Below are 17,391 nucleotides of genomic sequence, written 5' to 3'. Positions count from 1 at the left end.
GCACAGCGTGCTCTCATGGCATGTCCGGGTCAAGAAACCGAAACCGGCCAGAAGCGGTCGGGCCGCTCGGTCACCCCCACACGTACCGCCTACGGAAGCGCGTGCACCTTCGGACCCACCGTGTCGGACCAAGCGCTACCCGCCTTGGCGTCCCAGTTGGTCGACCAGGTCATCGCGCCGCGCAGCCCCGGGTAGGTCTTCGACGGCTTGAAGGAACCGCAGTTCATGCCGCGCGCCAGGCAGTCCAGGGCGTTGTTCACGACGGCCGGAGAGACGTAGCCGCTGCCCGCGCCGCTGGGCGAGGCCGGGACGCCGAGGCCCACCTGTGAGGGGTCGAGCCCGCCCTCCAGCTGGATGCAGGCGAGGGCCGTCAGGAAGTCCACCGTCCCCTGGGAGTAGACCTTGCCGTCGCACCCGTTCATCGAGCCGCTGTTGTAGTACTGCATGTTGACGACGGTCAGGATGTCCTTGACGTTCAACGCCGTCTTGAAATAGCCGCCGGCCGTCGACTGCATGTCGATCGTCTGCGGCGCCATGGTCAGGACGAACGAGGGCCCGGCCTTGGTGGCCAGAGAGCGCAGCGCCTGCGTCATGTAGGTCGGGTTGAGGCCGTTCTCCAGGTCGATGTCGATCCCGCTGAACCCGTACTCCTGCATCAGCGCGTACGCCGAGTTCGCCAGGTTGGCGGCGGAGGCGGAGTCGTTGACCGAGATGGTGCCCTTCTCGCCGCCGATGGAGAGGACGACCGACTTCCCGGCCGCCTTCTTCGCGGCGATGTCCGCCTTGAACTGAGCTGTCGTGTACCCGCCCAGGCCGACCGAGTCCAGGGTGAAGGAGATGGCGCCGGGCGTGGTCGTGGCGTCGGCGAAGGAGACGGCGATGATGTCGTACTGCGCGGAGACGTCCGAGATCTTCTGGACGGTCGCGCCGTTGTTGAAGTTCTGCCAGTAGCCCGTCAGGGCGTGCTTGGGCACCGACGGGTTCGGGTTCGGGTTGCCGCCGCCGGTGGTGGTGCCGGTCACCGACGCGGACCTCGGGCCCTCGCCGGCCGCGTTGTACGCGCTCACCTGGAGTGCGTACGAGGTGCCGGCCGCGAGCCCGGTGAGCTGGACGGGCGGGGCGGAGACCGTGCGGACGCGGACGCCGTCCTGGTACACGTAATAGCCGCTCGCCCCGCTGACCGCGTTCCACGAAAGGGTGAGGGCGTTGTTGCCCTGACCGGAAACTGCGGCCCCCGCGGGCGCGCCGGGGACGCCCGGGCCGGGGTCGGTGCCGCCGCCCCCGTCCGGGCCGAAGACGCTGAACTCGTCCACGACGTAGGCCGGCTGGCCGTACCAGCCGTGCGTCCAGACGGTGACCTGGGTGGTGTTCGGCCCGGTGGAGAAGGTGGTGGAGAGCTTCTGCCAGCCGCCGCCCGAGCCGGGGGTCCAGGTGGAGACGTCCTGGGTGCCGGTGCCGGTCGCGCCGAGGTAGACGTACGAGCCCTGCACCTGCGTGCTGAGCGTGTACGTGGAATTCGGCTTGACCGTGACGGTCTGGGCGCACTGGGCGTTGTCCTGCCCGGCCGGGGTGGCCCTGAGGGCGCCGGAGCCGGAGAAGACGGGGGAGGAGACGGCGGCGCCGCTGCCGCCCGTGCAGGACCAGTTGGCCAGGCCGGACTCGAAGCCTCCGTTCCGGGCGACGTTGACGTCGGCGGCCTGTGCCGTACCGGCGGTGACGGCGGTCAGGGCGCCGGCGGCGAGCGTGACGGCCAGGGGCAGGGCGAGGGAGCGTATGCGGTTCACGAAGGCTCCGGTGGGGGGAGAAGGGGATGCGAACGGGGTGACGGGGGGATGTGGGGGACCCCCGGGGCCAAGTTGGTCCAGACCAATCCCGGTGTCAAGGGTCTGGGCAAAGTGGCCTGAAATCAATGCAGTTCACCAGGAAGGCCGGTCCCTGTTGTCCCGGTTTCCGGCCACCTGTGACATGTGCTCGCGGCACGGGAATCGGCAAGGCCCTGCCCCACCGCGGATGACGCGGATATGGTGCTGAGGCAGGGGGGAAGTGCGCTGCTCGTGTGCGGTCGGGCTGTCCGTACGCGGAGGTGAAGGCCGCGTGACGGGCGAGCGAAGACCGCGGTGTACGGGGTGAACAGGGGGATTCGCGTGCCGACCGCCATTGCTGTCACCAGCGCCGATCTGGTGCTGCCGGCCCCCGACCGGCACACCCCGGGCGCCGCCGTCCTGCACCCGCCCGGCCGGCTCGACCTCGACGGCGCGCTCGCCGAGACCACCGCCCTGCTGGAGGCGCACGGCCACCTCGTGGTCGTCGTACCGGCCTGGCTGCCGGCCGTTGCGGTCCGGCGGCTGCACACCGTACGCGCCATCCTGGAAACCGACCGGATAGCGCTCGTCGAAGCCGACCTGCCTCCACTCGGTACCGCCCTGCTGGTGCGTCAGCTGCGCCAGCTCAGCGTCTGCGAGTTCAGCCCCGGGGTCATCGCCTCGGCCGCCCGGCTGCTGTCCCACTACGTCTACGCGGGCGCCCTGCTGGGCAGCGTCGCCAAACTGGACCGGGTGCCGGTCGGGCTCAAGGCGCACGCCCGCTCCTGGTCACCGGGCGCCCAGTTCGCCGTACTCGCCCACCCGACGCCCCACCTGGCCAGGCTGGCGCCCGCGGCCTCCTCCGGCGCGCACGCGGGCGGCGCCGCCGTCCTGCCGCCCGGTCCCGGCTTCGCCACGCACCTCACCTTCGCCCGCGGCCAGCTCGCCTCCGACTGGGTGGCGGCGGAACTGGCGCCGGCCTGGCAGGTCGGGGGCGTCATGGAGAACCCGCTGCCCGCCGACTCGGCCGCGTGGTGGGCCACCCCCAAACTCGTCGAGTTCGCCGCGGCCATCCCGGACCCGTCCGTGCTCTGCCAGCTCGTCGCCTCGGTCCGCCGCGAGGAGTGCCGCTGGTGCGGCATGGAACTCATCGGCGACCGCTGCGGCTTCTGCTCGGCGCCGCTGACCGCGCCGCCACCGGCGCCGCCGCCCGCCGGCGGGCAGCGTGCCGCACCGCCCGGACCCCGACCCTGACCGGCCCGAACGAACGAAGAACGGCGAGGTAGTACGGCCCATGAACTCACGCCAGCGCCGCGGCGTCATCTTGCTGCTCCTGTCGGTCCTGTGCGCGCTCGCGGCGTTCGCCGGGGTCCTCGTGGTGATCGGTGACGTCAACTCCAAGGTCGGGTCCGAGGTCGTCGCGTACCGCGTGAAGGGGGACATCGCCCCTTACACGCCCCTGGGGACGGGCCAGTTCGAGGAGGTCAAGGTCCCGAAGCGGTGGCTGTCCGAGACCGCCGTGACCGACCTCGGCGCACTGAAGGGCAAGATCGCCCTCACCACGCTCAAGAAGGGCTCCCTCCTCCAGGAGGACATGTTCGTCGACAAGCCCCAGCTCCAGCCGGGCGAGCAGGAGATCGCGATCATGATCGACGCCGCGACCGGCGTGGCCGGCAAGATCACCTCCGGCGCCAAGGTCAACATCATCGCCACCTTCAAGGGCGCCAAGGACACCGATCCGTCCCGCTCGGTGATCATCGTCGCCAACGCCCGCGTCCTGAACGTCGGCAAGCTCACCCCCCTCGACAAGGACAGCGACAAGAAGGGGCCCGCCGAGGCGGTCCCGATCACCTTCGCCCTGAACACCAAGGACACCCAGCGCGTCGCGTACGCCGAGTCGTTCGCGGAGCACGTACGGCTGGCCCTGGTGGCCCCCGGCACCGAATCGGCCCCCGGCCCGGGCGACCGCACGTACACCCTCGACGGGGACAAGTGAGGCCCGGATGACCACCCGAATCCTCCCCGCGGCCGGCGACCCGGACGCCGCCCGCCTCATCGCCACCCTGCTGGACCGGCTCCCGGCCGCGGAACCGGCCGGGCCCGTCCCCGACTCGAACGCCCTGCTCGAAACCCTGGGGCGGCTCGCCGCCGAGTCCATCGACGAACTGCCCGAGGTCGTCCTCGTGCACGAGCGGATCGGCCCGCTGCCCGCCCTGGAGCTCGTCCGCGAGGTCGCCCTCCGCTTCCCGGCGGTGGGTGTGGTCCTGCTGTCGTCCGACGCCGGCCCCGCGCTGTTCTCCGCCGCCATGGACTCCGGTGCGCGCGGCCTGATCGGACTCCCGCTCTCCTACGAGGAACTCGCCGCCCGCGTCCAGGCCGCCGCCCAGTGGTCCGCGGGCGTACGCCGCCACCTGGGCCGGGGCCCGGAGACGCCGACGGGGCCCGGCGGCCGGGTGGTGACCGTCGCCGGGGCCAAGGGCGGCGTCGGGACCACCTTCACGGCGGTGCAGTTCGCCCTGGCCGCGGCCGCCGCGGGGCGCCGGACGGCACTGGTGGACCTGGACCTCCAGGCCGGGGACGTGGGCTCGTACCTCGACGTCCAGTTCCGCCGCTCCATCGCCGACCTCGCCGGGATCCAGGACATCTCCCCCCGGGTGCTCCAGGACGCCGTGTACGACGACCGCACCGGGCTGGCGCTGCTGCTGGCCCCGGGCGACGGCGAGCGGGGCGAGGAGGTCGACGAACGGGCCGTCCGGCTGGTCATCGCCGCCCTGCGGGCCCGCTACGAGCTGGTCGTCATCGACTGCGGGACCCAGGTCACCGGGGCCAACGCGGCCGCCGTGGAACTGGCCGAGGCGGCGGTCCTGGTCACCACCCCCGACGTGGTCGCGGTGCGGGCCGCCAAGCGCCTGGTCCGGATGTGGGAGCGGCTCCAGGTCCGCAAGGCCGAGGACACCGTGATGGTCGTCAACCGCTGGAGCAGGCACACCGAGATCCAGCCCGCCCTGATCGAGAAGATCACCCGGACCCGGGTCGCCCGCACCACCGTCCCGGCCGCCTTCAAGGAACTCCAGGCGGTGGTGGACGCGGGCCGGGTGCAGGACCTCGACAACCGCTCGACGGTCAAGCAGGCCCTGTGGAAGCTGGCCGGGGAGCTCGGGCTGCTGACGGCCCCCGCCACCGCCGCCGAGCCCGCCTCCGCCGAACTGGCCGTACGGGCCGCGGCCGGGCCGCTGGCCCGGCTGCGCCGGGGCCGGGAGGGGTGAGGGCGTGCCCGCGCGGAGCCGGGGCGGCGCCCCGGGGGACCGGGGCCAGGTGGCCGTCGAGTTCGTCGGCATGGTGCCGCTGATCCTGCTGCTCGTCGCGGCGGTGTGGGAGTGCGTCCTGATCGGGTACGCGTTCTCACTGGCGGGCAACGCGGCGGACGAGGCGGCGCGGGCCGGGGCAGTGCACGGCGGCGCCGCGTGCGACACGGCGGCCCACCGGCACGTCGGGGACGCCTGGACCATGTCGGTGTCCTGCGGGAACGCGGGGGACATCTACAAGGCGACCGTCAGGCTCAACGTGCCCGTGCTGTTCCCCGGGCTCGACATCGGCGTACCCATCACGGGCGAAGGCGGCTCGTCACAGGAGCAGGAGAGGGCGGGGGAGTGAGATGAGCCGGACCCGGCGCGGTGACCAGGACCGGGGCCAAGTGGCCCTGGAGTACATCGGCTTCATCCCCATCCTGCTCTTCGTCGCGCTGTGCGGCATCCAGCTCGGCTGGGTCGGTTACGTCCACCAGCAGGCGCAGACGGCCGCGCGCACGGCCGCCCGGGTGGAGGCCCGCAAGCCGGGCGCGGGGGAGGCGGCGGGCCACGCCGCCATCCGCTCCGGACTCACGGCCGACATCACGGTGGCCTCGGGCGCCGACGCGGTCACCGCCAACGTCTCCATCCCGGTCAAGTCCATCATCCCCGGGCTCTCGCTCGACCCCGCCACCGCCACCGCCGTCATGCCCAACGACGACCCGAAGGGACCCTGACGATGAGCCTGCGTTCCCGGGTCGGCACCCCCGACGACCGCCACAACCCGCGCGAGGACGGCCGGCTGGTCTCCTCCTACCGCGCGAAGCTGCTGGAGGAGATCGACCTCGCCGAGATGTCCGCGCTCGCGCCCGCCGAGCGCCGGGCCCGGCTGGAGCGCGTACTCGGCCACATCATCAGCCGCGAGGGCCCCGTCCTCTCCACCGTCGAACGCGCCCAGCTGATCCGCCGCGTCGTCGACGAAGCGCTCGGCCTCGGCGTCCTCGAACCGCTCCTCGAAGACCCGTCGATCTCCGAGATCATGGTCAACGGACCGGACCAGATCTTCGTGGAGCGGGCCGGACGCGTAGAACGACTGCCGCTGCGCTTCGCCTCGCACGAGCAGCTCATGCAGACCATCGAGCGCATCGTCTCCACCGTCAACCGCCGGGTGGACGAGGCCAACCCGATGGTGGACGCCCGGCTGCCCAGCGGCGAGCGCGTCAACGTCATCATCCCGCCGCTCTCCCTGACCGGCGCCACCCTCACCATCCGCCGCTTCCCGCGGGCGTTCACCCTGCACGAGATGATCGGCCTCGGTTCGCTGGACGAGCAGATGCTGCTGCTCCTGTCGGGCCTGGTGCAGGCCAAGATGAACGTGATCGTCTCCGGGGCCACCGGCACCGGCAAGACCACCCTCCTCAACGCGCTCTCCGGCCTGATCCCCGAGGGCGAGCGGATCATCACCATCGAGGACTCGGCCGAACTCCAGCTCCAGCAGGCGCACGTCATCCGGCTCGAGTCCCGCCCCGCGAACGTCGAGGGCAGCGGCCGGATCACCATCCGCGACCTCGTACGCAACTCCCTGCGCATGCGCCCCGACCGCATCATCGTCGGCGAGGTCCGCGGCGGCGAGACCCTCGACATGCTCCAGGCGATGTCGACCGGCCACGACGGCTCCCTGGCCACCGTCCACGCCAACAGCTCCGAGGACGCCCTCATGCGCCTGCAGACCCTGGCGTCCATGTCGGAGGTGGAGATCCCGTTCGAGGCGCTCCAGGACCAGATCAACAGCGCGGTGAACGTCGTCGTACAGCTCACCCGCTTCGGCGACGGCTCGCGCCGCATCACCGAGATCTCCATCCTCGACTCGCACGGCCGCGAACCCTTCCGGATCATCACCGTCTGCCGGTTCGCGGCCCGGCCGATGGGCGCGGACGCCCGCGTGCACGGCCACTTCGAGTACTACCCGCTGCCGCGCACGGTCGCCGACCGGCTCTACATGAACAACCAGCCGGTCCCGCAGGCCTTCGGCGTCGCCCTGTCCGACGACCAGCTCGCCGCCCGGACCACCGGGGGCCCCGGGTTCCCCGCAGCCCCCGGAGCCCCTTGGGCGCCCGGTTCCCCCGGCGGCCCCGGTGCCCCCTGGACCACTCGGAACGTCCTGTGAACCCATTGATCCTCCTCACCCTCGGCGCGACGCTGCTCGCCTGCCTGCTCGTGGTCCTCGGCGTACACGCGTACGCCGCGGGCCGCGCCCAGCGCGCCGCGCTCATCGAACGCCTCTCCGCGAGCGGCGCCCCGGAGCCCCTGGGCCGCCGGCGCCGCTTCCGCGGGGTCGACCGCCGGCTGCGCCGCACCCGGCTGGGCCGCCGGATCGAGGTGAAGCTGGCGACCACCGGCCTGGACCTCACCCCGGGCGAGTTCTTCGTCTACATGCTGATGTCCGTCGCCGGGGTCTGGCTCGTCTCGGCGTCCCTGCTGGCCCCCTTCTTCGGCCCGGTGGCGGGTCTGATCGGACTGTGGGCGGGCAACGCCTTCCTCAACTGGCAGCGCACGCGCCGTACCGAGAGGTTCATCAACCAGCTCCCCGAGCTGGCCCGCATCCTGGCCAACGCCACCCAGGCCGGCCTGGCGCTGCGTACGGCCATCGGCATGGCGGCGGAGGAACTGGAGGCCCCGGCGGGCGAGGAACTCGGCCGCGTCGCCGACCGGCTCGCCGTCGGCCACTCCATCGAGGAGTCCCTGGGCGAGCTGACCGAACGCCTGCCCTCGCGCGAACTCGTCGTCCTCGTCTCCACCCTGGTCCTGTCCGCCCGCGCGGGCGGCGCGCTCGTGGGGAGCCTGCGCAACCTCACCGTGACGCTGGAACAGCGCAAGGAGACGCGCAGGGAGATCCGTACGCAGCTCTCGCAGGTGACGGTGACGGCGTACCTGGTGCCCGCGATCGGACTCGGCTCGCTGCTGCTCGTGGACCTGATGATGCCGGGCGCCCTGGACCGCATGACGGGCGCCTTCATCGGGCAGACGGCCGTCATCATCGCGCTCGGCCTCTTCACCCTGGGGTTCATCCTCATCCGCCGGCTGTCGAAGATCGACGTGTGAGGGGGACCGCGTGATCACACTCCTGCCCGCCGCGGCCCTCGGGCTGTCGGTCTTCGGCGCCCTGTACGGGGTCCGCCTCTACCGCGCCGACGTCAAACTGCCCGGCGACCTCGCCCTCGCCCTGGAGGTCGGCGCCACCCGCACCACGGCCGTCGGTTCGCTCGTCGACCGCCTCGGCATCCGCTGGGCCCCCCTCGTGCTGCGCGCGATGGGCCACGACCGGGTGGCACGCAAGCGGCGCCAGATCGACATGGCGGGCAACCCCGCCGGTCTGACCATCGACCGGTACGCGGCCCGGCGTGCGGTGTACGGATTCCTCGGCGCGCTGGGCGCGTTCGCGATGCTGGTCAACGGGCAGTGGGTGGCCGCCCTGCTCATGGTGGCGTTCGGCCTGTTCTGGATCGAGGTCGGCCTCTGGTCGGCGATCCGGGTGCGCCGGGACCACATCGAGCGGACCCTGCCGGACTTCCTCGACGTACTGGCCGTCGTCGTCAGCGCCGGGCTCGGCTTCCGGCAGGCGCTGGAGCGGGTCGCGGGCAAGTACGAGGGCCCCTGGTCGGACGAGGTCCGGATCACGCTGCAGCAGATGGACATGGGCGTGAGCCGCCGCCAGGCCTTCGACGAACTGCGCCGGCGCAACGACTCCGAGCAGGTGGCGCAGTTCGTCACCGCGCTCCAGCAGGGCGAGGAGCTGGGCTCCCCGATCGTGGAGACGCTGATCGCCATCGCGGAGGACATGCGCCGCACGGACGCGCAGAACGCCCGCCGCCGGGCCGCCCGGGCCGTCCCCAAAGCCACCTTCACGGTCACCATGTTCATGCTGCCGGGCACCCTGATCCTGCTCGTCTGCGGTTTCGTCTACGGAGCGGACATCGACTTCTCCGCCCTGTTCGGGAGCGGGTGAGCCATGGCCGTCACGATCGGTTTCGCACCCGCCGCCTGCGCCGAGAGCCGGGCCGCGCCGCCGCTCGCCCTCCAGGTGAACGCCCTCCAGGCCCTGTGCCGGCAGGTCTTCGCCTTGCGGATGGTGCTCATCGCCCTCGGCGCGCCCCTCGCGCTCGGCCGTACCGCGCCCGGCGCCCCCGGGTACCTGGTGGGCGGGGCGGTCCTGCTCACGTTCATGCTGTCGTACGTCCTCTTCCGCGACTGGGAGCGGTTCGGGCCGCTGCTGCTGCGCCACCGCTGGCTGCTCGCGGTGGACATGGCGTTCAGCGCGCTGCTCCTGATCACCGCCACGCCCGCGTCCCCGCTCGGACCGGTCGCGCTGTGCGCACCGCTGCTGGCCGGGCTGGTCTACGGCTGGCGCGGCTCGGCGCTCTACGCGGCCCTCCAGGCGGCCCTGGTGGTCGCGGTCTCGGGCGGCCCGACGCTGGCGGGGCTGTGCCTGCTCGCGGGCGCCGCGGGCGCCTCCCTGCGCGACCTGCTCTTCCGGTTCGGGGCGGCGAGCCGGGCCCTGACGGAGACCCGGGCGCGGCTGGCGGTGGCCGAGGCGGTACGGGCCGAACGGGAGCGGCTGGCCCGCGAGATGCACGACTCGGTGTCGAAGACCCTGCACGGCCTGGCCATGTCCGCCGACGCCCTCTCCCGCACGGCAGCCGACCCGGAGGCGACGCGCCGCCAGGCGCGGGCGGTGGCGGAGGCGGCCCGCCGGGCGGCGGCCGAGTCCCGGGCCCTGCTGACGGACCTGCGCCGGGACCTGGACACCCCGGGCGTCTCGCTGGCGGCGGAGCTGCGGGCCCTGGCCGGTGCGGGCGTGGAGCTGCGTACGTCAGGTGTGCTGCCCCTGCTCCCTTCGGCGGTTGCCACCCACCTCTTGGCGGTGGTCTCGGAAGCCCTGGAGAACGCCCGCCGCCACGCGGCGGCCTCGTCGGTCGAGGTCGAGGCCGCCGTCTCCGGGCCCCAGCTGGTGCTCACGGTGGAGGACGACGGCTGCGGCCTGCCGCCGGACGGTCTCGACGTGACCGCCCTCTCGGAGTCGGGCCACTTCGGCCTGCTCGGCATGCGGGAACGCGCGGCGGCGATCGGCGCCGGGTTCCGCATCGGCCCCCGCCCGACCGGACCCGGCACCCGGGTCCGCCTCGAACTCCCCCTCGGGAGCCTGTGATGCCCCCACTGCGGATCCTGATCGCCGACGACAACCCGGTCGTCCGGGCGGGCCTGGCCGCCCTGCTGGCGACCGCCGGCGACCTGGAGGTCACCGCCCAGGCGGCGGACGGCCGCGAGGCGTTGAACCTGACCCGCCTGCACCGGCCCGACGTCGTCCTGCTCGACGTCCGAATGCCGGGCGTCGACGGCATCTCCGCCCTTCCACACCTGGTCCGGCTGGCGCCGGTGCTGATGCTGACGTACAGCACGGAGGCGGAGGTCGTCCGCGAGGCCCTGCTCCTGGGCGCGGGCGGCTACCTGGTCCACGGCGAATTCACCCCGGACCACCTGATCCGGGCCATCCACGACACCCACGCGGGCCGCGCCCACTTCACCCCGACGGCGGCGAACGCCGTCCTCGCGGAACTCCGGGCCTCTTCGCAAACGCAACCAGTTGTGGCACCCTCTTCTCAGCGGCTCGTCAATCACGTGGCCTACGGCCTGAGTTCGCGGGAGGAGGAGGTCATGGACCTGATCGCATCCGGGATGAACAACCAGCAGATCGCGGCGGCCTGCTTCATCAGCGAGAAGACGGTCAAGAACCACATCAACCGCATCTTCGCGAAGCTCCGGACCACCACCCGCAGCGAGGCGATAGCCCACTGGCTGGGCACGGCCCGTCCAGGAGTGACCGGCCATGGGTAGACGCACTGCGCAATGGGTCCGTAATTGGGCCCCGGGACCCTTGGTAACCACCCGTAACTCCCCGTACATTCCGCCCATCACCAGCGCCACCGGACCGGGAGGGACCCCCCATGCCACACAACACCCTGGCAAGGATGCGGAAGCGCTACGGGAACAAGACCACGACCGACCGCGGCCAAACGGCCTTCGAGTACCTGGGCATCATCCTGGTGGTCGTGGTCATCATCGGCGCCATCATCGGTACCGGGATCGGCCAGGCCATCACCACCAAGATCACGGCTGCCGTCGCGAGTATCACGGCAGGGAAGTGACGCGGCGCCGGTTCGGCGGTGACCGAGGTCAGGCGTTCCCTCTCTATGCGGTAGTCGTGGTGGGTGTGCTCTTCGCCGTTCTGGCGTACTTCACCATCAGCAAGGCTGGCATCGTGCGGAGCGGCGCGCAGGGAGCCGCCGATGCCGCCGCACTCGCGGCGGCGCGGGACGCCCGGGACCACCTCGCACCCGGCGTGGATCTGGCCACGCTTTCACCCGGGGACTGGGAACAGGTCCTGGAGGGCAACCGCTTTGCCGGCGGTTCGGGCCCGTGCGGGGCGGCGACGGTATTCGCCGCGAGGAACGATGCGACAGTGTCGTGCAGCCGCTCGGGTCTCCGGTTCACCGCCCGTACCAAAACGAACGAGACGGTGGGGGATTCGGTCGTCCCTGGGGTGAGCGGGACGCAAGGCATGGCCGTCGCCACGGCGGAGATCGTCCCCCGCTGCCGGATCAAGTCGGCAGAACCGGGCAGTGGTGGCGGCTCCGAGCCCAAGCCTCCGCCACCCGACCGGCTCGAGTTCAGGTGCGACAAGGGCGCCGTAGTCGTCTTTGACCCTGCCCGACCGGGCTCGTGGCGCTCATTGGCCGCGGCCTTGTTCGACCTACGCCTGACCGCCTGACGACCGAGAGGCAAGGAAGCTGTGTACATGAGTGTTCGGCGCTCGACCCATGGGAAAGCGGCTGTGGGCATGGTGGCGGCCTTGGCCCTGGCCCTGACGGGGTGCGGCGGCGACGGCAAGTCTGACAAGCCCGCCGGGTCGACCGCGGTGAAGCCGCCGGGCAGCGCAGGGGCGTCCCCGTCAGGCGCGGCGAAGACCGAGGCTCCCCCGGCGAGCCAGATCCTCGCCACGGTGAACGGTGAGGGAGGGATGGTGCTCACGATCAACAGGGCGGGCCGGGACGCGGGCGGATTCCTGACGATCGAAGGTCAGCTGAAGAACACGGGCGGCACCCCGTACGTGAACACCGCCCCCTGGCGTGGGAACGAACTCAACGCCAGCGGCGTATCCGTTGCGGGTGTGACCCTGGTCGACAAGGCTGGCAAGAAGCGGTATTACGTGCTGCGAGACACGGATGGCCGGTGCCTCTGCACCACGGGGCTGAACATCATCGACGCCGGCCAGACGGTCCCCTTCTTCGCCCAGTTCCCGGCCCCGCCTGCCAGTGCCACCGAGGTGGACTTCAGCCTCCCCACCTTCGCCACGGCCACCGTCAAGATCTCCGGGTGACCCCATGAGCCAACGCCACCGCGTCTCCGCCGCAACCGCCGTCGTCGGTCTCGTCATCGCCGGCGCCCACATCCTCGGCGCGACCGGGGCGTACGCCGACGACGTCAAGCCGTCCGTGCCCCCCGGGACCGAGCCTTCCGCCGCCGCGCCCGTGGCCATCGACTCCAACGCGCCCGGGCTCAAGATCCCGCAGGGCGGGACCCTGGCCCCCGTCAAGGTGCTCGACATCGCCGAAGTCGTCGAAGACCTCGGTGGGGAGCAGCGGCGGCAGGAGACCAATCAGACCGTCATGATGGCCCTCCAGGCCGAGGTGCTCTTCCCCGAGGACAGCGCCGTCTTCAACGCCCAGGCGGCCGCCCGGATCCAGGCCATCGCGCAGGAGATCAACCAGCAGAAGGCCACCCGCGTGCGGGTCTTCGGGTTCACCGACGACCAGGGCAGCTACGAGCACGGCAAGGAACTGTCCAAGCAGCGCGCCGACGCCGTGCAGGCGGAGCTGGCGAAGACCGTGACCAGCCCCGGGGTCGTCTTCGACGTGCGCGGGTACAGCGAGGACTACCCGATCGCCGACAACGGCACCGAAGAGGGCCGCAAGAAGAACCGCCGCGTCGAGGTCACCTTCCCGCGCGGCAGCGACAAGCCCTAGCCCCCGCCGCGCAGCAGCACCACCGCCGCCTCCCGCGCTCGCCGGGCCGGGTCCGGGCCCGGGTCGAGGGCGGCCACCGCCGTGGCCCCCTCGACCAGGATCAGCAGTTGCTCCGCCAGCTCCCCCCGGCCCGGGCCGGTCAGTTCGGTGAGCAGGGTCCGCAGCTCCGCCTTGTGGCGGCGGACCACGTCCAGTACCGCCGCCGGGCCCGTGCCCAGCTCGCCGTACGCGTTCAGGAACGCGCAGCCCCGGAAGTCCGGCTCCGCGAACCACCGCGCCAGCCAGTCGAACACCGCCGGCACCGGCTCCGCCGCGTCCGCCACCGCGCTCCGCAGGCTCTGCGTCCAGCGCCGGTCGCGGCGCTCCAGGTAGGCCGTGACCAGGGCTTCCTTGGCCGGGAAGATCCGGTACAGCCGCTTCAGCGGCACCGTCGACTCCGCGCGGATGCGGTCCATCCCCACTGCCTGGATGCCCTCCGCGTAGAACAGCGCCTCCGCCGCGTCCAGCAGTCGGGTGCGGGCCTCTTCGTCGTCCATGAAGGCAGGGTAACCGAGAACCCCTTACCGTGAGAACGATCGTTCTCTAGTCTGAGAGCGGCCGTTCTCACACTTCGTTGAAAGGCGACGCCGTGTCCATTCCCCCCTTCACCGAGGAGACCGCCCGTGCCAAGGTCCAGGCCGCCGAGGACGCCTGGAACACCCGCGATCCCGAACGCGTCGCCCTCGCCTACACCGAGGACTCGGTTTGGCGGAACCGCGACCGCTTCCTCACCGGCCGCGCCGAGATCCGCGCCTTCCTCGCCGACAAGTGGGCCCGCGAACTCGACTACCGCCTCCGCAAAGAGCTGTGGACGTACACCGGAAACCGGATCTCGGTCCGCTTCGAGTACGAGTGGCACGACACCGCCGGCCAGTGGTGGCGCAGCCACGGCAACGAGCAGTGGGAGTTCGCGGACAACGGGCTGATGTCCCGCCGCGAGGCCAGCATCAACGACGTCCCCATCGCCGCCGAGGACCGCCGCCTGGGCTAAGCGGCACGTGTGAGGGACGGCCGCCCGAGGTATGTGTCCGGTTGCCATCCAGCTGATGAGGAGATTCGGCATGCCACGGGCTCGCGCGAACGGGGTGGACCTCTTCTACGAGATCACGGGCGAGGGCGAGCCCCTCGTACTGGTCCACGGGTCCTGGGTCGACCACCACAGCTGGGACGCGGTCGCCCCCCGCCTCGCCGAGTCGTACCGCGTGGTGGTCTACGACCGCCGCGGCCACAGCCGCAGCGAGCGCCCGCCCGGCCAGGGGACCCGCAGGCAGGACGAGGACGACCTCGCCGCGCTCATCGAGGTCCTGGACCTCGCCCCGGCCCACGTCGCGGGCAACTCCTTCGGCGGGTCCACCGCCCTCGGCCTCGCCACCCGCCGCCCCGACCTGTTCCGCAGTCTCGCCGCCCACGAGCCCCCGCTGCTGGGCCTCGTCGAGGGCGATGAGGAGGCGCGAGCCGCCCGGCTGCGCCTGGACGCCGTCTTCGCGGACATCCGCGGCGGCGACCACCCGGCCGCGGCCCGGCGCTTCGTGGAAGAGGTGGTCTCCGGGCCGGGGGAGTGGGGCAGGGTGCCGGAGCCGGTCCGCGAGACGTTCATCGCCAACGCCCCCACCTTCCTGGACGAGCAGTCCGACCCGGCCTGGGCCATGCTCGACCTCCCCCGCCTCGCCGCCACCTACACCGGCCCCGCGCTGCTGACCACGGGCGGCGAGGGCATGCCCTGGTTCCCCGTCATCGTCGCCAGGCTCGCCAAGGCGCTGCGCCGGGCGCAGGTCGCCACTCTGGAGGGCGCCGGACACGTCCCCCAGCACACGCACCCGGACGCCTACGTGGACACCCTCACCGGGTTCCTGCGGTCGGCTACGGCTGCTGGTGGTGGGCCCGGGTGATGAGGTCCGTGGCGACTTCCAGGGCCGCCTTACGGGTCTCCTCGGGGTCGCCCTCCACGTGCTGGAGGAACATCATTCCGGCATGCAGGGTGAACAGCGCGCTGATGCAGCGCACTTGGTCGGCCAGCGGGGCGTCCTCGGACCTGAGGAGTTCCACCAGGGCGAAGAGCCGCTTCTTCATCGTCTCGCCGATGCTGAGCTCCCGCACCGTCGCCTGGTTCTCCTGCATGAACCGGTACAGCGAGACCCCGGACGCCATCGCCTCGCTGTAGCGGCGCAGCACTTCGCGCTTGGTCTCCAGCGTGCGCGGTTCTCCCTCGGCCCAGCCGATCAGGTCGTCGATGGGCTGGGTCAGGTCCTGGAAGACGCTGATGATGATGTCTTCCTTGGTCTTGAAGTGGTAGTACAGCGCCGCCTTCGTGACCTCCAGCCGCTCCGCGATCTCGCGCAGCGACGTCTTCTCGTACCCCTGCTCGGCGAAGAGCTCCAGCGCGACGTCCTGGATGCGCTGACGCGTGTTCCCGCGCCGCTGGTGCGGACTGCTGCTGGACATGACTCTCCCCAAAGAACTTACTTGACGCCCGGCTAGTGACGCGTCTACCTTCACCATTGTAGTGAACTAGCCGGGCGGCAAGTAAGTGGCCGGGTGCGGAAAGTGCCAGGGGAGTGGACAGCATGGTGGAGATGACTGAAAAGACGGAGAACTCCGGGGAGGTGAAGCCACGCAGCGTCCGCGTCGTGCTCATGGCACTCATGATCGCGATGCTGCTCGCCATGCTCGACAACATGATCATCGGTACGGCGATGCCGACGATCGTGGGTGAGCTCGGCGGGCTGGAGCACCTGTCCTGGGTGGTCACGGCGTACACGCTGGCCACCGCGGCCTCCACGCCCATCTGGGGCAAGGTCGGCGACATGTACGGCCGCAAGGGTTCGTTCCTCACCTCCATCGTGATCTTCCTGATCGGTTCCGCCCTGAGCGGCATGGCCCAGGACATGGGCCAGCTGATCGGTTTCCGCGCGATCCAGGGTCTGGGTGCCGGCGGTCTGATGGTCGGCGTCATGGCGATCATCGGCGACCTGATCCCGCCCCGCGAGCGCGGCAAGTACCAGGGCATGATGGCCGGCGTGATGGCCCTCGCGATGATCGGCGGCCCGCTGGTCGGCGGCACCATCACCGACCACATGGGCTGGCGCTGGTCCTTCTACATCAACCTCCCGCTCGGCGCCGTGGCGCTGGCGATGGTCACCGCGGTTCTGCACCTGCCGAAGAAGGCAGGACAAGGAGAACGCCCGAGAATCGATTACCTCGGCGCGGCCCTGCTGACCATCGCCATCACCTCCACCGTGCTGGTCACCACCTGGGGCGGGACCGAGTACGCGTGGGGCTCCGGTGAGATCATCGGCCTGATCGTCGTCGGCGTCGTGGCGATCGCCGCGTTCCTGTTCACCGAGACCAAGGCCGCCGAGCCCGTCATGCCGCTGCACATCTTCCGCAGCCGCAACTTCACCCTCATGTCGGTGATCGGCTTCCTCGTCGGCTTCGCGATGTTCGGCGGCGTGCTCTACCTGCCGCTGTTCCAGCAGGCCGTGCAGGGCGCCTCCGCCACCAACTCCGGTCTGCTGCTCCTGCCGATGCTGCTCTCGATGATGGTCGTCTCGCTCATCGCGGGCCGGATCACCACCAGCACCGGCAAGTACAAGATGTTCCCGATCGTCGGCGGCGCCCTCATGGTCGTCGGGCTCTTCCTGCTCGCGACGATGGACACCGGCACCACCCGACTGGTCTCCGGCCTGTACATGGCCGTCCTCGGTGCCGGCCTCGGCTTCCTGATGCAGATCACCATGCTGGTCGCACAGAACAGCGTGGACATGAAGGACATGGGCGTCGCCTCGTCCTCCGCCACCCTCTTCCGTACGCTCGGCGGTTCCTTCGGCGTGGCGCTGATGGGTTCCCTGTTCACCTCGCAGGTCACCGAGACCATGACCGACCGGCTCGGCCCGGCCGCCGCCGCCAAGTCGGGCTCGGCGCAGCTCGACGCGGCGAGCCTGGCCAAGCTGCCCGAGGCGGTGCGCGACGCGTACCAGCACGCGGTCGCCGCCGGTACGCACTCGGCCTTCCTGCTCGGCGCGGCCATCGCCGTACTGGGCTTCCTGGCGGCCTGGTTCGTCAAGGAGGTCCCGCTCCGGGGCGCCGGTCCGGCCCCGGCCGGCGACGAGGGCGGCCAGCCCGTGCCGGTCCCGCAGGAGTCCATCGTCCACTGAGTCCGGTGGTCGCGGCCCGGCCCCGGGG

20 protein-coding genes are annotated in these 17,391 nt (G+C 71.4%); 17 read left to right on the top strand and 3 right to left on the bottom strand.

The window, feature by feature from the left end; genetic code table 11:
- Window positions 1-89: 89 nt before the first annotated feature.
- Window positions 90-1,784, bottom strand: coding sequence for a chitinase (locus tag ACWGH1_RS32150; RefSeq protein ID WP_453353509.1), 1,695 nt, complete (start codon window positions 1,782-1,784; stop codon window positions 90-92).
- 360 nt (window positions 1,785-2,144) lie between these two features.
- Between ACWGH1_RS32150 and ACWGH1_RS32145 the strand changes: the two genes are divergently transcribed.
- The 14 genes from ACWGH1_RS32145 (at window position 2,145) to ACWGH1_RS32080 (ending at window position 13,170) form a co-directional block, all read left to right on the top strand.
- A complete protein-coding gene (locus tag ACWGH1_RS32145; RefSeq protein ID WP_453353510.1) occupies window positions 2,145-3,056 on the top strand; it encodes a hypothetical protein in 912 nt (303 codons plus the stop codon).
- Between the two features lie 40 nt (window positions 3,057-3,096).
- The gene (gene cpaB / locus ACWGH1_RS32140) at window positions 3,097-3,798 is read left to right on the top strand and encodes a Flp pilus assembly protein CpaB (protein WP_453353511.1); all 702 of its coding nucleotides are present in this window, start codon (window positions 3,097-3,099) and stop codon (window positions 3,796-3,798) included.
- Between the two features lie 7 nt (window positions 3,799-3,805).
- Window positions 3,806-5,068: an AAA family ATPase gene (locus ACWGH1_RS32135; RefSeq protein WP_453353512.1), complete on the top strand. Its 1,263-nt coding sequence runs from the start codon at window positions 3,806-3,808 to the stop codon at window positions 5,066-5,068.
- Window positions 5,069-5,072: 4 nt separating this feature from the next.
- Complete coding sequence (locus tag ACWGH1_RS32130) at window positions 5,073-5,456, top strand: TadE/TadG family type IV pilus assembly protein (protein WP_453353513.1); 384 nt, start codon at window positions 5,073-5,075, stop codon at window positions 5,454-5,456.
- Between the two features lies 1 nt (window position 5,457).
- On the top strand, window positions 5,458-5,826 hold the full coding sequence (locus ACWGH1_RS32125; protein ID WP_453353514.1) for a TadE/TadG family type IV pilus assembly protein: 369 nt from the start codon (window positions 5,458-5,460) through the stop codon (window positions 5,824-5,826).
- A gap of 2 nt (window positions 5,827-5,828) precedes the next feature.
- A complete protein-coding gene (locus tag ACWGH1_RS32120) occupies window positions 5,829-7,256 on the top strand; it encodes a CpaF family protein (RefSeq protein WP_453353515.1) in 1,428 nt (475 codons plus the stop codon).
- Window positions 7,253-8,191, top strand: coding sequence for a type II secretion system F family protein (locus ACWGH1_RS32115; protein ID WP_453353516.1), 939 nt, complete (start codon window positions 7,253-7,255; stop codon window positions 8,189-8,191). Before ACWGH1_RS32120 ends, ACWGH1_RS32115 begins: the two co-directional genes overlap by 4 nt.
- Window positions 8,192-8,204: 13 nt before the next feature.
- On the top strand, window positions 8,205-9,095 hold the full coding sequence (locus tag ACWGH1_RS32110; protein WP_453353518.1) for a DUF5936 domain-containing protein: 891 nt from the start codon (window positions 8,205-8,207) through the stop codon (window positions 9,093-9,095).
- 3 nt (window positions 9,096-9,098) lie between these two features.
- On the top strand, window positions 9,099-10,295 hold the full coding sequence (locus ACWGH1_RS32105; protein WP_453409236.1) for a sensor histidine kinase: 1,197 nt from the start codon (window positions 9,099-9,101) through the stop codon (window positions 10,293-10,295).
- The gene (locus ACWGH1_RS32100) at window positions 10,295-10,981 is read left to right on the top strand and encodes a response regulator (protein ID WP_453355006.1); all 687 of its coding nucleotides are present in this window, start codon (window positions 10,295-10,297) and stop codon (window positions 10,979-10,981) included. Before ACWGH1_RS32105 ends, ACWGH1_RS32100 begins: the two co-directional genes overlap by 1 nt.
- A 110-nt stretch (window positions 10,982-11,091) precedes the next feature.
- On the top strand, window positions 11,092-11,292 hold the full coding sequence (locus ACWGH1_RS32095) for a hypothetical protein (RefSeq protein WP_453355007.1): 201 nt from the start codon (window positions 11,092-11,094) through the stop codon (window positions 11,290-11,292).
- Entirely contained in the window at window positions 11,289-11,915 is a 627-nt protein-coding gene (locus tag ACWGH1_RS32090) for a pilus assembly protein TadG-related protein (RefSeq protein WP_453355008.1), read from the top strand. Before ACWGH1_RS32095 ends, ACWGH1_RS32090 begins: the two co-directional genes overlap by 4 nt.
- 72 nt (window positions 11,916-11,987) lie before the next feature.
- On the top strand, window positions 11,988-12,524 hold the full coding sequence (locus ACWGH1_RS32085; RefSeq protein ID WP_453355015.1) for a hypothetical protein: 537 nt from the start codon (window positions 11,988-11,990) through the stop codon (window positions 12,522-12,524).
- 4 nt (window positions 12,525-12,528) lie between these two features.
- The gene (locus tag ACWGH1_RS32080; protein ID WP_453355009.1) at window positions 12,529-13,170 is read left to right on the top strand and encodes an OmpA family protein; all 642 of its coding nucleotides are present in this window, start codon (window positions 12,529-12,531) and stop codon (window positions 13,168-13,170) included.
- On the opposite strand, the gene ACWGH1_RS32075 is transcribed toward ACWGH1_RS32080, so the two are convergent.
- Complete coding sequence (locus ACWGH1_RS32075; RefSeq protein ID WP_453355010.1) at window positions 13,167-13,706, bottom strand: TetR/AcrR family transcriptional regulator; 540 nt, start codon at window positions 13,704-13,706, stop codon at window positions 13,167-13,169. The two genes, ACWGH1_RS32080 and ACWGH1_RS32075, sit on opposite strands and share 4 nt — an antisense overlap.
- Window positions 13,707-13,798: 92 nt before the next feature.
- Here ACWGH1_RS32075 and ACWGH1_RS32070 point away from each other — a divergent pair, with 92 nt between their 5' ends.
- On the top strand, window positions 13,799-14,200 hold the full coding sequence (locus ACWGH1_RS32070) for a nuclear transport factor 2 family protein (protein ID WP_453355011.1): 402 nt from the start codon (window positions 13,799-13,801) through the stop codon (window positions 14,198-14,200).
- Between the two features lie 70 nt (window positions 14,201-14,270).
- On the top strand, window positions 14,271-15,098 hold the full coding sequence (locus ACWGH1_RS32065; RefSeq protein WP_453355012.1) for an alpha/beta fold hydrolase: 828 nt from the start codon (window positions 14,271-14,273) through the stop codon (window positions 15,096-15,098).
- Here the strand turns inward: ACWGH1_RS32065 and ACWGH1_RS32060 are convergent.
- Complete coding sequence (locus ACWGH1_RS32060; RefSeq protein WP_453355013.1) at window positions 15,070-15,651, bottom strand: TetR/AcrR family transcriptional regulator; 582 nt, start codon at window positions 15,649-15,651, stop codon at window positions 15,070-15,072. The two genes, ACWGH1_RS32065 and ACWGH1_RS32060, sit on opposite strands and share 29 nt — an antisense overlap.
- 131 nt (window positions 15,652-15,782) lie before the next feature.
- Between ACWGH1_RS32060 and ACWGH1_RS32055 the strand changes: the two genes are divergently transcribed.
- Complete coding sequence (locus ACWGH1_RS32055) at window positions 15,783-17,363, top strand: MDR family MFS transporter (protein ID WP_453355014.1); 1,581 nt, start codon at window positions 15,783-15,785, stop codon at window positions 17,361-17,363.
- Window positions 17,364-17,391 lie beyond the last annotated feature (28 nt).

The organism is Streptomyces sp. NPDC054883, from assembly GCF_053610645.1.
This window is presented reverse-complemented; position numbering and strand designations above follow the sequence as displayed.

Coding starts and splice junctions, on each gene's coding strand:
- cpaB (WP_453353511.1), top strand. CDS start 3,097: ATGAACTCACGCCAGCGCCGCGGCGTCATCTTGCTGCTCCTGTCGGTC.
- ACWGH1_RS32135 (WP_453353512.1), top strand. CDS start 3,806: ATGACCACCCGAATCCTCCCCGCGGCCGGCGACCCGGACGCCGCCCGC.
- ACWGH1_RS32100 (WP_453355006.1), top strand. CDS start 10,295: ATGCCCCCACTGCGGATCCTGATCGCCGACGACAACCCGGTCGTCCGG.
- ACWGH1_RS32065 (WP_453355012.1), top strand. CDS start 14,271: ATGCCACGGGCTCGCGCGAACGGGGTGGACCTCTTCTACGAGATCACG.
- ACWGH1_RS32075 (WP_453355010.1), bottom strand. CDS start 13,706: ATGGACGACGAAGAGGCCCGCACCCGACTGCTGGACGCGGCGGAGGCG.
- ACWGH1_RS32125 (WP_453353514.1), top strand. CDS start 5,458: ATGAGCCGGACCCGGCGCGGTGACCAGGACCGGGGCCAAGTGGCCCTG.
- ACWGH1_RS32080 (WP_453355009.1), top strand. CDS start 12,529: ATGAGCCAACGCCACCGCGTCTCCGCCGCAACCGCCGTCGTCGGTCTC.
- ACWGH1_RS32120 (WP_453353515.1), top strand. CDS start 5,829: ATGAGCCTGCGTTCCCGGGTCGGCACCCCCGACGACCGCCACAACCCG.
- ACWGH1_RS32095 (WP_453355007.1), top strand. CDS start 11,092: ATGCCACACAACACCCTGGCAAGGATGCGGAAGCGCTACGGGAACAAG.
- ACWGH1_RS32105 (WP_453409236.1), top strand. CDS start 9,099: ATGGCCGTCACGATCGGTTTCGCACCCGCCGCCTGCGCCGAGAGCCGG.
- ACWGH1_RS32060 (WP_453355013.1), bottom strand. CDS start 15,651: ATGTCCAGCAGCAGTCCGCACCAGCGGCGCGGGAACACGCGTCAGCGC.
- ACWGH1_RS32055 (WP_453355014.1), top strand. CDS start 15,783: ATGACTGAAAAGACGGAGAACTCCGGGGAGGTGAAGCCACGCAGCGTC.